Raw genomic sequence first — 14,409 nt, forward strand, 5'->3', positions numbered from 1 at the left:
TTTAGAAGCCTCCCTTCGTTGTTAGATCGTCAATCGTTATATCCGGCTCACCTGTTCGAATATTATATGCTTCAAGAATAGGGTAAACATAGATTTTCCCGTCTCCATCTTCGCCTGTTTGTGCTGAATCAATAATTGTCTTAATTGTTAACTCAATCATGTGATCTGATAAAACAATTTCTAATTTTATTTTTGGATGTAGCGTTACATTGTAGTTTTTCCCTCTATATACACCTTTTGTATCCTTTTGCTTACCTCTTCCTACTACTTGTGAAACAGTAAAGCCTGTAATCCCTATACTCTTTAACCCCTTTATCGTTTCAGTAATTTTTTGAGGTCTTATAATCGCTTCTATTTTCTTCACTTTAATCACCTTTTACTTGTTAGGTTTTCTAACATTATTATGTTAAGTATTATAACATCATTGAAGAAAGAGTCAATACTTTAACAGATAAAAGTTTTCAGAAAAATAGAATAAATAATCAGGAGACTCATCAATACAATATTTTTATAAGAAAAGTTCAATAAAACTAAAAAAGTGTTCACAGGAATATCGATTCCTTGTGAACACCTTCTTCTAAAATATAATTATCTTATTTGACCATTACCACTCATCAAAAACTTAACAGTTGTTAATGCAGGTAAACCCATTGGACCACGAGCATGTAATTTTTGAGTAGATATACCAATTTCTGCACCAAATCCTAATGCACCGCCATCAGTAAAGCGCGTAGAAGCATTATGATATAAAGCTGAAGCATCAACTAAGCTCATAAATAATTTTGCAGTATCTTTATTCTCCGTTACAATAGCTTCAGAATGCTTCGTACCATATGCTTCAATATGATCAATAGCTTCTTCAACATTATTTACTGTTTTAACGGCAAGATCTAAGCTTAGATATTCATTTGCCCAGTCTTCTTCATTAGCTAAAACCGAGTTCGGGATATACTTCAAAGCAGTTTCGTCACCATGAACAGTAATTCCATGCTCTTTAAGTGTTTGAATTAATTTTTCACTGTTTTTCTCCAGCCATTCTTTGTGAATGATCGCTGTTTCAAGTGCATTACACACTGCTGGACGGTCCGTTTTTGCATTGACAAGAATGTTTAATGCTTTTTCAACATCTGCTTCAACATCAATATATAAATGACAATTCCCAACACCTGTTTCAAGAACAGGTACTGTTGCATTATTTACAACTGCACTAATAAGTGATCCTCCACCCCTTGGAATTAACACATCAATATGCTCTTTCATAGTAAAAAGCTGTTGTGTAGCTTCACGGTCAGTGCTTGCAATAAATTGCACCGCATCTTTCGGGATTTTAGTATTACCTAGTGCTTCATGCATAACTTGCACGATCGCTTTGTTTGATGATAAAGCAGATGATCCGCCTTTTAATACGATGGCATTTCCTGATTTAAGCGCAAGTCCTGTAGCGTCTACAGTAACATTTGGACGTGCTTCATAAATCATACCAATAACACCTAGAGGTACTGTTACCTTCTCAACAAGCAAGCCATTTTCAAGCGTCCAATTCGAGATTGTTTTCCCTGTAGGATCCTCTAAAGTAGCAACTTGACGAAGACCATCAGCAAAGTCCGTAATTCGTTCTTTAGATAATGAAAGTCGATCCATATAAGCCTCTTCATATCCCTTATCTCGACCAACTTGAAGATCCTTTTCATTTTCATCTAAAATATATTGGAATTTTTGCTCTAAATGATCTGCTAAAACATGTAGTGCTTCATTTTTCTCTTCTGTTGATAATAAACTAACCTTTTTTGCTGCTTTTTTTGCTGCTATTGCTTGTGCTTCAACGTTTGTTTGTTCTTTTGTTACAGACATGCAATTCCTCCTTTTTATACTCCAACAGGTAATGATAATTCAAGCTCGCAAACAAGATCATCAAAATGTACAACTTCTTGTTTCTTAGCTTCTTCACCCGTTTTATTCCTAATTTCTTCTAATTCTTCATTCGAATAATTGACAACTCCAAGACCAATTCTCTCACCTTCATGATCAAGAATACGGATTACTGAACCTTTTTCGAATTGTCCATTTACTTGTTCTATATCTGAAGAGTAAATACTATGCTTATGATCTGCAATCGACATCTTCACATGTTGATTGATTACAAGTTCACCTTCAGGACCGGAATGGAAGGCAATCCATTGCTTCTTCTGATTTAAGTTTACTGTTTCATTAGTTACTTCAAAATAAGTTCCTCTAGCCTCACCATTAACAGCATCACCTAAAATATTTGATACAGTAGCTTTACCTAAGAATGTCGATATACCTGAAGCCATTGCAATCTTAACGGCATCAATTTTCGATTTCATTCCACCCGTACCAACATTACTTCCAGATTCTCCAGCTCCCTCTTCTATCTCAGGGGTTATTTCATATACCTTTTCAAGCAGCTTTGCTTCATCATTTTTACGAGGATCTGAATCATATAAACCATCTATATCTGATAAAATGATCAATTGATCAGCTTCTACTAACCCTGCAACTTTTGCTGATAAAGTATCATTATCACCAAACTTCAATCGATCAACTGTTACTGTGTCATTTTCATTAACAATCGGAATAATTCCACGCTCTAATAAAACATTTAATGTGTTTCTTACATTGTTATAGCGATATTCGTCAGAAAAGTCACTACGAGTAATTAAGATTTGTGATGCCACATAGCCATGCGATAAAAAGATTTCTGAATAAGCTTCAATTAATAATCCTTGACCAATCGAAGCTGCAGCTTGCTTTTCTGGTAATGACGTTGGTCGATCAATACAACCTAATTTTCGATATCCTGCAGCAACTGCTCCTGAAGATACGAATACAATTTCATGACCTTCATCTTTTAACAATGCTATTTCATCTGCTAATTTCTCTAGTTTACGTCGACTGATTTCACCGTGTCGACTTGTTAAGGAACTGCTTCCTACTTTTATTACAACCCGTTTTTTCTCATTGTCTAGGGCCGTCATTCTATCACTCCTGAGTTGTTTTTGTCTCTTTATCGTTAAAAATTCCGTTTAAACTTTTAAACTATTTATTTGCACTAACCAATAAACTTTCCTGTATTTGCTCACTAATTTCCTTTGAGCGTATTGCTGCATGTTCAACAGCTTTAGAGATTGCTAGACCTCCACCATTATCATCAAGTGCTTTTAATCCTGCAGCTGTTGTACCATTAGGAGACGTTACTTTCTCTCTAAGAACAGTCGGAGTTACATCTTGCTCTTGAATCATTTTAGCAGCACCTACTATCGTTTGAGCGATGATTTGTCTTGTTGTTTCAACATCAAAACCAGCTTCTGAACCTTGCTTCTCCATATGCTCCATTAAATAGTAGAAGTATGCTGGACCACTTCCTGCAAGACCTGTGAAGATATCCATATCCTTTTCTTTAATCGTATAAACTTCACCTATACAGCCTAGTAATTCTTGAGTTAAAATAATATTCTCATTTGATGTTGCATGACCTGGGGAAATTGCTGTAGCTGATTCTCCGATTGTACTTGACGTATTCGGCATGACTCTCACTACCTGTTGGCCATTATGAAGGTTTTGTTCAAGATATGTTGTTGTGATACCCGCTAGAACAGATAGTACGAGTTGATTTACTTCGATTTGACCAATCAAGTTATTTAAAGCTTTTTCCACATCTTTTGGTTTCATAGCTAAGATAAAAACATCTATTTGATCAAACTGTAACTGATCTAGTTTGATTCCTTTTATTCCATATTTAGCTTCTAAAACAGCTAGTCGTTCACCATTTGAACGATTTGTTGCTATAATTTGATGTGCTGGAATCTTATTAGAATTTACTAAACCAGATATCATTGCTTCAGCCATCGAACCTGCACCTATAAACGCAACTGTCTTTTCGTGTAGCATCTCATCTCTCCAATATCGTTCGTATTTTTGTTCGTATTTTTGCTCACGATTTAATACTAACACGCTCAATTTTATAATCAAGGTATAAGCGTTATGTTGTGAGTATTTCTTCCAATTAGTGAGTGTAAGCGTTGCCATTCATACATATTTACTTCAAAAAGCGTCTCAGACCTGATAAACGCTTCTCAACCCTTATTTTAAGGAAATTATTTAATTCAAATATTGAAAATGTTTATGATATTCACCTAAATTAACGAACGTGATATCATTCGAGTGTTTTTTCGGACAAAGCTCTATTCTTGTTTATCCTTTACTTTATCTAAAACAGGATCAAGCTTAAGCCAATGATCCCAAATGTATTTTTAAGCATCCTCTACCTTCAAATGTGATCAAGCAATTAATCACATTTGAATAAACCGTCTCTCTTAACGCTAGTTCTAAATTTTCATATTTAAAATTAAACTCTTTATGTAATAATTTCACTGGTGAACAGTTTCTTCCTGTTAAAGCCAAGCTAGACTCTGTTTTCATTTAATTTCTCCTATTAAACAAGCAGTGAGTTTCTCGCTAAAACCCGGAACCACCTGCAAGTATAATTTTTTTCTTCATCTTAATCTCTCCTCACTCAACTAATAGAAAAAAGCTTAAAAAAGGATCATTGAAAATTAGGCAACAAATACAAAACTCAATAAACAACATTAAATTCTAACCTATCAAATAAAGAATCATGTTTCTTCCTATCTATTATGTCAATTCCAAATTTGTATAAGGTACATCGCTAGTTAATTTGATTTATTTTGTTGTTTCTTGTATTATTAGCTTTTAATATTGCTTCAATTGTTATACAATTCCAATTATGTACGCTTACATATATTGAGTCTTTTTAGATCTTGAAAGGGGAAAGAAAATGAAAAAATTATTACTTACACTATTTATATCTCTATTAGCTCTATCTCTTGCTGCATGTAACAATGATGAAGAAAAGCAAGCAGATGATGCTAAAACGACGGAAAAGGTAGAGAAAACAGAAGAGGCTGCTGTTGACCAGGAAGAAATGCAAAAAAAGCTGGATAAACAAAAGGTTGAGGCTGATAGTGTTGTCGCAATTGTAAATGGACAAGAAATCAAAGGAACAGAATTTAATGATGCCCTTTCACTATTTCAATCAAATGCAATGAGCCAGGGACAAGATGTAACAAATGATGAGTTAGCAAAACAATTGAAAGATAGCTCGCTTGATTTTATTGTTGGACAAACCTTAATCATGCAGGAAGTAGATAAAAAAGGTTATACAGCTTCGGAGGAAGAAATTGATAAAGCGCTAGAAACTGAAAAAGCACGTTTTAAAACAGAAGAAGAATTTGAAGCAGCTTTAAAAGAAAGTGAGTTAACAGTAGAGGATCTTAAATCTCAAATCTCTGATAATGTTAAAATCACACAATACCTAGATAAAGACGTTAAAGTTGAAAAAGTAACAGATGATGAAGTAAAGAAGTATTATGATTCCCTTGTCTCAGCTAATGGCGAATCAGAAGAAACACCAAAATTCGAAGACGTTAAAGAAACATTAAAAGCGAATCTTGAGCAACAAAAATCACAGCAAGAAATTAGTGCCAAAATTGAAGAACTACGTAAGGGCGCTGAAATAGATTTAAAAATATAATGCTACTATGTAAAAGGCTGTGTGTTTTTCACACAGCCTTTTACATGTTGATTTATGAAATGGATTCACTTTAAAATCAAACTTTCTATACACAGGAATAACGTGCTTATCCCACTCTTTTAATCAACGACAACTATCTATCGCAATAGATTGTAAAAAGAATAAAATCTCATACATAAAAAGTAACGTAGTTGTTCATACTATCACTAAGGACTTGTAGCTCAACGTTTAGAGCAGTCAGTAGTAAAAGCACCTTTATTGCTGTACTTCTTGTGGGTTTAAATCCCACCAAGTCCTTACATTACTCATAAAAGTTTTTTGAAATAAAATAACGTGCTTCGATGTAAGAAGCACGTTATTTACCGATTACTATTCAACTATATTAACAAAAATGTCATCAACAACTGGTTCTTTTTCAATTAATTCTGCTTCCTTCATCCAGCTTATTGTTTCTTCCCATTGTTTCTTATCTTGACTACCGAAACCTGATTCAGACTTCATTAAAGGTAATAAAATCTCCAAGCTTTGAACCTCAACTTCCTCAACTAGTGGAAAATTTGCTTCATCTTGATTGCTTAATAAAATCTCTAATGCTTCCTCTGGATTTTCAGCAGTAAATTCATATCCTTTAGTTGCTGCTCGCCAGAATGCTTTAATGTGCTCTTGCTCTTCTTCCCATGTTTGATCACTTGTTACAGCAACTAGTTCATAATAGCTTGGAATACCAAATTCTGTTGGGTTAATATTTCGAGTTTCATGACCCTCGTGCTTTAATACTGGTACTTCATGATTAATATACGCTCCAATTACAGCATCTACATTATTACTCACAATTGAGGAACCTAGTTCAAAACCAACATCAATCATTTCAACATTTTCAGGATTACCACCATCATTTTTAACCATTGATTGAATAAGTGATTCATTTAACGGAATACCAGGGAAGCCAACTTTTTTACCTTCTAAGTCTTTTGGAGACTGTATTTCACTATCTTCCATAAATATAACTCTATTTAAAGGAGAACGAACGATGGCTCCTACTGATTTTATTTTAACATCTTGATTTGCACGTGCTATTATAACATCTGGTTGATAAGAGATACCAAGTGTTACCTTTCCTGTTGCTGCTAAATTAATTGGATCTGTTGGATTTGCCGGAAATTGAATATCAACATTCAGTCCTTCTTCTTCAAAATATCCTTTTTCTTTAGCAATGTATAAATAACTATGAACAGCATTTGGATACCAATCCAGCATTATACTAACATCTTTTAACTGTTTCTTTTCTTCTCCACCTGTACTACTTTTTCCAGCACATGCAGTTAACATCCCAACTACTAAACATAACATCATTATCAATACTTTTTTCATTCTGTTTTCCTCCATTTTAATATCCTTTTTTCCACTGCACCAACAATTACAAAAAGTAAAATTCCAATTGCTGATAAAATAACGATTGGTGCGAAAACGCCTGCACCATCAAATTGAGTCATCATCCGTCTACTAAAATAACCTAATCCTGCTTGTGCACCAATCCACTCACCTATTGCCGCTCCAATTACACTGAGTGTGACAGCTACCTTCAGTCCAGAAAAAAAGTTTGGAGCACTACCTGGAACTTGTAGCTTAAAGAAAATATCTTTTTTACTTGCACCCATTGTTAATAATAAATCTTTATATTCCTTATTCGTCGCACGTAATCCATCAAAGGTATTAACGGTAATTGGAAAAAACGTGATCAAAACGGTTACGATAACCTTGCTCCAAATTGAATATCCAAACCAAAGCACAAAAATTGGTGCTAATGCTATTATTGGAATTGTTTGAGATGAGATGAGCAGCGGATAAAATGTCTTTTCTACTGTTTTATTCACACTCATCCAAACTGCAAGTCCAACACCAATAACAATTGATATAAAAAGTCCGATTAGTATTACCAAAGTTGTTGCTGGTAAGTGATTAAGAAACAAAGGCTCTCTTAACTCCCAAAGCTTTAATAAAATTTCAATAGGTGTTGGTAAAATAAAACCTAAATTAACAATACGAGCTCCAATTTCCCAAATACATAGAAGAATTACAACGAGTAAACATGAAGCTCCGTATTTTTGTATATATGTCATAAATTCACCTTCGCTCGTAACTCATCTAGCAACATTTCTTTTAACTCAATCATTTTGGGATGATTTAAATCCTTTAAAGATCTTGGTCTTCCTAGTGGAACGTTAACCTCCTTTAACTCTGTTACAGGCTTTTCCGTAAAAATAAAGATTCGATCTGATAAAAATAATGCTTCATTTACGTCATGAGTAATAAATAAGATGGTATTTTTACGTTTCTGCCATTGAGTGACAAGCCATTCTTGTAAAGATAATCTCGTAATCGCATCAAGAGCACTAAAAGGCTCATCTAAAAGGAGGATTTGTGCACCACTTAAAATAGACCTTAAAAAAGATACACGCTGCCTCATTCCCCCTGATAATTCACTTGGAAATTTATCTTCTACCCCAGCTAAACCAAACTCTTCAAGCAAATTAACCACTTGAGTATATGCTTCTCTTTTCTTCATTCCTTTAATTTCTAGCGGAAGTAATGCATTTTCAACAATCGTTCTCCAAGGTAACAACAAATCCTGTTGTGGCATATAACCTACTTGACCAAGTCGATTAGAAACAGATTTATTTTGTAATAAAATGGAACCTGAAGTTTGTTGTTCTAATCCTGTTACAAGCTTAAATAACGTACTTTTCCCTGAGCCACTAGGACCGATAACACTAACAAATTCACCTTTATTAATTTGTAAATCTAAGTTCTTTATTATTGGAATCGGCTCATTATTATACTGAAAAGTAACATTTTTAAACTGTAACGCATGATCATTCATCTGTAGGCCACATCTTTTCGTTAAATGCCATATCCCAAAACATATACTCAAAGCGAGTTGTATTTAAAAATATTTCCTCTAGCTTTTCTAACTCTACTTCTGGTTTACCTCCTGTTAATTCATCCATTAAATCAATACACCATGTTGCAAGCTGACCAAATTCTTCTGAAGCGTACATACTAATCCACTCTCCATAAAATTCGTGCTCACTTGCTCCTTCACGACTATTTAAATCCTTACCTATTTCCCAATAGCTCCACATACAAGGTAAAAGTGCTGCAACAAGTTCTGCAAGTGTCCCATTTTGACTAACATGTAGCATGTAGTGAGTATAAGCCAAGGTTGTTGGTGATGGTTTTGCTGCTTCAAGCTCCTCAAGCGTAACGGAAAATTTCTTCGCATATTGACGATGAAGCTCCATCTCTTCATTTAATGTCGAATCCAATAATGTGGCAAACTTCCCCATTGTTTTAAGATCTGTTGCCTTAACAGCTCCTAATGCAAAAACCTTTGCATATTCTATTAAATACAAATAATCCTGAATCATATAAAAGCGAAATTTATTTTTATCTAATGACCCATCACCCATTCCTTGTACAAATGGATGCGCATGATTTTTTTGCCAAATTGGTAGTACATTTTCATAAAGTCGTTCACTAAATTTCATTCGGGGGTTACCTCCTCTTTATCATTGCAGAAAGCATTATGGAAGCTTGCTAGCTGCTATTTCTACTATTCTCTTTTTGTATGACACCAATCATAAATAAACATTAATATAACTTTGGTATATTCTATTAGCTGATCGATTGATAGCTGTTCATTTACTGCATGAGCATGCTCTAGCCTACCTGGACCGTAGATAGCCGTCGGAATACCAGCCTCACCTAACCAACCTCCATCAGTTACAGTTGGTGAGACATCCACGATTGCTTCCTTATGCAAAACAGTATAATGTGCTTTAGCTAAATTCTTAACAGCAGAATGTTCTGAGTCTACCTCAAGTGAGGGGAAAATTTCACCTCTATCTACAATCATCGACTTACCACCCCAAATAAACGTTGGAGGGTTTTCTTTTAACCACAAATCAGCTTTAGCTACAGATAAAATATGATCTTCAATTTCTTTTATAATTTGTTCATGTGACTCATTTGGGTAATAGTGGACAGTTACCCATAGACGACATTCGTCTGCAACAAATGCTGCATGTCTTCCTCCTTCAATAACAGCTGGATTTATTGTATTTGTTCCAGGTAAGAAACCTTTATAACTCTTTGTAATTGCCCAGTGACGTTCAAGCTCTTGCAGACCGTGGATAATTTTCACCATCTTTTCAATAGCACTTGCAGCAAATAAATCTCCACCAGCATGAATCATTTGTCTTCTTGTTGCATCATGATAAGTCTGATTACTCTTTACAGTAATCCAACCCGTTATAACGCCACCTTGCCCTTGAATATGTAAATCACTTGTATCCACCACAACTGCAAAATCTGCTTTATAGCCTCTCTTACAGCATTCTAATGTTCCTGCTTCTCCTACTTCTTCTCCAATGACAGATTGTAAAATTAAATCACCAGGTAATTCAATACCTGCTTCATGAAGTAGCTGGATGGCAAAAAGTGCACCTGCCAAGCCACCTTTCATATCTGCAGCACCACGCCCGATAATCACTCCATTTTTGACGATTGGAATAAAAGGATCTACATCCCACTGTTCACTCTCATCTACTTCTGCAACATCAATATGCCCATTAATGATCAGGCTTTTATAGGTTTCTGCTTGTTTTCCCTTTAATACTCCAACAACATTAGGATCATTGTGATAAACATCCCACATATCAATCGAAAAACCTTTTTCTTCTAGAAAATCGGCTATGAATTTCTGTGCATCAGCTGTATTTCTAGCAGGAGGTGCTGGTGTTTTATATTCGATTAATGTTTTCAGCAACTCAATTAATTCATTCTTTCGTTCATCGATTTGATCAAGGATATGTTGTATTTTATGTTGCAAAAAAATTACCTCCTCTTATTTATTAAGGCTGTTTTCTGAAAGATTGTTGCTATGTAACCAAAATATCCAGTATTAACAGTGTATTTCCGCATATAAAGCTTCCATTTTAAAAATAAAAGATGCTACTAGACTTACTACCTTGGTGATTTCTCGAGTATTCAAAAGCAACAAAGTTTACTAAAACAGCCTTATAAAAAGAACATAAAAAAACCACTTCTAAGAAAGAAGTGGTTTGAATGTACATGTTTATAACAATCCGCTTTTTAAAAAATAGATGATAGCGGGAGTATTCGTTATTTCACGTATATAGTCAAACACCTCTTCCCTACGCTAGTATTATCTAGATCAGGTAATAAGGGTCAAGGCATAATGCCTCTCTCAGCTTAAGAAAGCTCCCCTAGTGGTGAAAAGATTTATATTTAGTTTGTGATTGATAGATTACATTATTTTTAACATATAATTCTATTTTTAGCAAACAAAATTAATAACTGCTCACATACACTCCCCTAAAGAGGTGTTGATAAATGATTTATTTTATGGATTTGTTCTTTGTCAAAACGCTTAAATAACATACCAAAAATAGAGGCTAGAATTTGTTGAAACAACATACCAATAACAACAGGAACTGCAACTGCTGGAGGGAAATATTGAACCGCAATTACTGCTCCTGCACTAATATTTCTCATACCTCCAGTGAACATCATCGCAATTTTTGTTTCTCGATCTTTCTTTATCAGACAGCCAAACATCCATGCTAAAAGATATCCTATAGAAGCTAAAACAAAAACAGTCAAACTAATCAATAATAGTTCTAGATTTACCTTTTTAATAAAAGGCGCAACAACTGCACCGTTTATCATAACAACTGATGATAAAGCCAATTTGGAAAATGGAGCTAATTTCTTAGAAGCTTGAACACTTCTTCCTTTTGTAAAATAATGAATAAGCATCCCTAAGAATGAAGGAATAACAACCATTAATAATAGACCATACATGATACTATATGCATCAATTTCTACATTTCTCCCAACAAGAAACGATAAAATGGATGGAACCAGAAAAGGTGATAATATTGTATCTATTAATATAATAGAAAGTGCTAAAGCAATACTTCCTTTATAAATGTTTACCCAGATAAAACTAGTTATTCCTGTAGGAATGACAGTAGCTAACACTAGCCCAGTTATTGTTAAATCATCTACAAAAAACAAATGACCAACAGACCAAGCAATTAGAGGCATGATTAGATGTAATAATAATAAAATCAAAATAAAAGACAATGGTTTTTGTACTGCTCCTTTTAATGCTTGAAAACTGGAGCTTAAACTACCTGAAAACGTCATAAAAGCAAATATAAAAGGAATTAAAAATGCGAAAGGTAAAAGATGATCTGCTAGTACAATACCTATGATCACACTAATTGGTGTTAAAACTGGCATTAATTTTTCTAAAAGTCCATTAAAAGCTTCAAGCATGAAACATTCTCCTAATCTTGGATTCTAGATGTATATACTACATAGTTCTATCTTTCATACATTGCAGTAGGAAAAGAAGGATATTTTAAAGCAAATAGCTAAGAGAATGCTGCAGTGATATGAAATTATCGTTTAAAGCAGAGCCATAAAGGTAAAATTGCTATGAACTTCCCTACTTTTGATCAACCACATTTTGAATGCTTCTCACAATGTTTTCTATATAATTTTTTTCATGTGGTACGAAGTTTTGTTTAGTAATCATTTTGTTAACAAACATTTTTTCTCGTTCTTCATTCTCTATAAAACCTTCACTTTTCATTTCTAGTTGATGATCATTCCACAGACTATAAAAGTGCTGTAACTTTGCTCTAAATATTCCAGAAACCTCTTCCTTTTGTAAGAAAAACGAATCGAATGAATGCGGTATTTCATATAAAAAAACATGACATAACTCATTATCTAACAGCACTTCATCATTTAATTGTTCTTTGATGATTCCCAAAGATATTAGATCATTTAAAGAAAGATCAACTCCTATCTCCTCCTTCAATTCTCTTACACCATCTTCAACAGTTTCATTTGCTAGTAAATGACCAGCAGCTGTTATATCAAGCAGGTTAGGATAATCCTTTTTTTGCTCACATCTTAATTGGAAATACAAATAAACCTCTCCTTTATGGAGACTGATTAACCAACAATGAAATGTTTCATGCCATAGTCCCTTTTCATGAACTTCTTTTCTTGTGGCAATACCTTTTGGATTACCTTCCTGATCAAAAATTTTCAGTACTTCTTCACTCATTCTATACAAACTCCTCATCATTCAATATCGAAGGCTCTCATCTTATGAATTAAAAATAATTATGCAGCGGAAACATTTTACAATCGAAAAGCTAGTAATCCAAGAAAAAATGTAAGCTATATACAGTTCTATAAAAAATACACAGCTTACGAAAACAGCTTTACCGAAAGACCAATGATGGTACATCAAAAATATTCCAAAGAACTAAAATATAAAAAATTGACAGAACCCACGAGATAACTGGTCTAAAATGGTGTATTGCCAATATTGAAAACATAACAATATTGAACGAGAACGACCACCATTCGTTCCATCCATTATAGTGCTTAATACCACCTAAGGCATGTGTAATAAATTCATTAGTTGCATATATCATAACCCACATAGCTATATAAATGAACTGTTTAGAAAGCCTACCTGTTGGAAAATTCCCCAAGTAGATCAGAATTGTGCAAGGATATTTAATACACATAATCAATAATGAAATATGAACACCAGTTAAGCCCAATTGTTTATCCTTAGGAACAGGTTCAAACTTCCATAAAGGAAAATAATCATAAAAGATAAAATGATAAAATAAATCACCTATAATAAAAAACAAAATTGTAGGATAGTATACCCTCCAATTTCTCCAATCCCCCCATTTCCAAGCAGCGAATATATAGATAGATCCATAAATAAAATTCATTTTGTCACCCTAATTTTCATTTATATTTAATAACTTCCATCATTTTACACCTATTATAATGTCCAAAATTTCACAAAATAGTTTAAGGCAGATATTCATCTAAGTTGGAATTGATTATGAAAAAGTGGAGATGACAATATTCATGAAAATTACTGTACTAACTTTAGTAACACTAGTCACTTTTATGTATAATACTGCACTTTCTCATGCTACTTCACAGCAATACTTTGATTTTGAAATTTCGTTACAAAAGTGGTCAGAAGTTAATGAGATAATTCCTCGTAGCTCTACTTTTACTGTCATTGATATTGAAACAGCTAAATCCTTTAATGTCCAAAGAAGAGCCGGTAGTGGTCATGCAGATGTACAACCATTGACTAAAAGTGACACAAAAGTCATGAAAGAAATCTACGATGGAAGCTGGAGCTGGCACCGCCGAGCCATTTTAATAGTTGCAAACAATATGTTAATTCCCGCTTCTATGCATGGAATGCCTCATGGTGCAGGAGCGATAAAGAATGGCTTTCCAGGTCATTTTTGTATTCATTTTAATGAAAGTACTACACATCGCTCAGGGAAATATGATATATCACACCATATTATGATTTTAAAAGCAGCAGGAAAATATGAAGAGTACATTAAAGCACTAACTGCAGAACAAGCGTTAAATGTACTTTTAGTTACAATCAAAAACAATGATAAAAATTTAGCAAAAGAAATAGCATTAAGTAATAAAGATCTTGAACGTGAACTTCAAGTTATCAATGATATAGAAGCATTGCGTTGGTCAATAGATCACCCTATCTATTCTGATGATTTACTTACGACTATCCCAGTTGAACTTAAAGTATATTTAAAGAACATTGGATCTATTAAAGTAAAAACAAATTTCACAATGATAAGAACCTCACCAATATCCTCTTGGAAAGTGAATATAGATCCTTTGATACAACTGATAAATGAAAATAAATAATAGTCCCA

The 14,409-nt window shown here is 33.8% G+C and carries 15 protein-coding genes, 1 tRNA gene and 1 riboswitch; of the genes, 3 read left to right on the forward strand and 13 right to left on the reverse strand.

What is annotated here, in order from left to right:
- Nucleotide 1 precedes the first annotated feature (1 nt).
- From FS935_RS08160 to FS935_RS08180, 5 genes are all read right to left on the reverse strand, one after another.
- Nucleotides 2-364 carry a P-II family nitrogen regulator gene (locus tag FS935_RS08160; protein ID WP_146947383.1) on the reverse strand — a complete coding sequence of 121 codons (363 nt, stop codon included), beginning with the start codon at nucleotides 362-364 and terminating at the stop codon, nucleotides 2-4.
- 224 nt (nucleotides 365-588) lie between these two features.
- Nucleotides 589-1,851, reverse strand: a complete 1,263-nt coding sequence (locus tag FS935_RS08165) for a glutamate-5-semialdehyde dehydrogenase (RefSeq protein ID WP_146947385.1) — start codon at nucleotides 1,849-1,851, stop codon at nucleotides 589-591.
- Between the two features lie 14 nt (nucleotides 1,852-1,865).
- Nucleotides 1,866-2,996 (reverse strand): glutamate 5-kinase, encoded by a 1,131-nt coding sequence (gene proB / locus FS935_RS08170; RefSeq protein WP_146947387.1) that lies wholly within the window; start codon nucleotides 2,994-2,996, stop codon nucleotides 1,866-1,868.
- Nucleotides 2,997-3,057: 61 nt separating this feature from the next.
- Nucleotides 3,058-3,909, reverse strand: coding sequence for a pyrroline-5-carboxylate reductase (gene proC / locus FS935_RS08175; RefSeq protein ID WP_146947476.1), 852 nt, complete (start codon nucleotides 3,907-3,909; stop codon nucleotides 3,058-3,060).
- 336 nt (nucleotides 3,910-4,245) lie between these two features.
- On the reverse strand, nucleotides 4,246-4,440 hold the full coding sequence (locus tag FS935_RS08180) for a DUF1731 domain-containing protein (protein ID WP_146947389.1): 195 nt from the start codon (nucleotides 4,438-4,440) through the stop codon (nucleotides 4,246-4,248).
- Between the two features lie 376 nt (nucleotides 4,441-4,816).
- On the opposite strand from FS935_RS08180, the gene FS935_RS08185 reads away from it, so the two are divergent.
- Both FS935_RS08185 and FS935_RS08190 read left to right on the forward strand, forming a co-directional pair.
- Nucleotides 4,817-5,572 carry a SurA N-terminal domain-containing protein gene (locus FS935_RS08185; RefSeq protein WP_146947391.1) on the forward strand — a complete coding sequence of 252 codons (756 nt, stop codon included), beginning with the start codon at nucleotides 4,817-4,819 and terminating at the stop codon, nucleotides 5,570-5,572.
- A 210-nt stretch (nucleotides 5,573-5,782) separates the two neighbouring features.
- Nucleotides 5,783-5,869, forward strand: a tRNA-OTHER gene (locus FS935_RS08190).
- 72 nt (nucleotides 5,870-5,941) lie between these two features.
- Here FS935_RS08190 and FS935_RS08195 read toward each other — a convergent pair.
- The 8 genes from FS935_RS08195 to FS935_RS08230 form a co-directional block, all read right to left on the reverse strand.
- Nucleotides 5,942-6,943, reverse strand: a complete 1,002-nt coding sequence (locus FS935_RS08195) for an ABC transporter substrate-binding protein (protein WP_146947393.1) — start codon at nucleotides 6,941-6,943, stop codon at nucleotides 5,942-5,944.
- On the reverse strand, nucleotides 6,940-7,683 hold the full coding sequence (locus FS935_RS08200) for an ABC transporter permease (protein ID WP_146947478.1): 744 nt from the start codon (nucleotides 7,681-7,683) through the stop codon (nucleotides 6,940-6,942). The genes FS935_RS08195 and FS935_RS08200 overlap by 4 nt, the downstream gene beginning before the upstream one ends.
- A 5-nt stretch (nucleotides 7,684-7,688) precedes the next feature.
- Nucleotides 7,689-8,453, reverse strand: a complete 765-nt coding sequence (locus FS935_RS08205; protein ID WP_146947395.1) for an ABC transporter ATP-binding protein — start codon at nucleotides 8,451-8,453, stop codon at nucleotides 7,689-7,691.
- Nucleotides 8,446-9,120 (reverse strand): thiaminase II, encoded by a 675-nt coding sequence (tenA, locus tag FS935_RS08210; RefSeq protein ID WP_146947397.1) that lies wholly within the window; start codon nucleotides 9,118-9,120, stop codon nucleotides 8,446-8,448. The genes FS935_RS08205 and tenA overlap by 8 nt, the downstream gene beginning before the upstream one ends.
- Nucleotides 9,121-9,185: 65 nt before the next feature.
- Entirely contained in the window at nucleotides 9,186-10,463 is a 1,278-nt protein-coding gene (locus FS935_RS08215) for an acetylornithine deacetylase (protein WP_146947399.1), read from the reverse strand.
- A 305-nt stretch (nucleotides 10,464-10,768) separates the two neighbouring features.
- A riboswitch (TPP riboswitch) is annotated at nucleotides 10,769-10,872 on the reverse strand.
- 97 nt (nucleotides 10,873-10,969) lie between these two features.
- Nucleotides 10,970-11,938: a bile acid:sodium symporter family protein gene (locus FS935_RS08220; RefSeq protein ID WP_146947401.1), complete on the reverse strand. Its 969-nt coding sequence runs from the start codon at nucleotides 11,936-11,938 to the stop codon at nucleotides 10,970-10,972.
- Nucleotides 11,939-12,110: 172 nt separating this feature from the next.
- On the reverse strand, nucleotides 12,111-12,740 hold the full coding sequence (locus FS935_RS08225) for an NUDIX hydrolase (protein ID WP_146947403.1): 630 nt from the start codon (nucleotides 12,738-12,740) through the stop codon (nucleotides 12,111-12,113).
- A 160-nt stretch (nucleotides 12,741-12,900) separates the two neighbouring features.
- The gene (locus FS935_RS08230; RefSeq protein ID WP_146947405.1) at nucleotides 12,901-13,428 is read right to left on the reverse strand and encodes a CBO0543 family protein; all 528 of its coding nucleotides are present in this window, start codon (nucleotides 13,426-13,428) and stop codon (nucleotides 12,901-12,903) included.
- Nucleotides 13,429-13,570: 142 nt separating this feature from the next.
- Here FS935_RS08230 and FS935_RS08235 point away from each other — a divergent pair, with 142 nt between their 5' ends.
- Nucleotides 13,571-14,401, forward strand: coding sequence for a hypothetical protein (locus tag FS935_RS08235; RefSeq protein WP_146947407.1), 831 nt, complete (start codon nucleotides 13,571-13,573; stop codon nucleotides 14,399-14,401).
- Nucleotides 14,402-14,409: the final 8 nt, after the last annotated feature.

Origin of the sequence: Metabacillus litoralis (assembly GCF_007994985.1) — a bacterium.
GTDB classification, from domain to species: Bacteria; Bacillota; Bacilli; order Bacillales; family Bacillaceae; genus Metabacillus; species Metabacillus litoralis.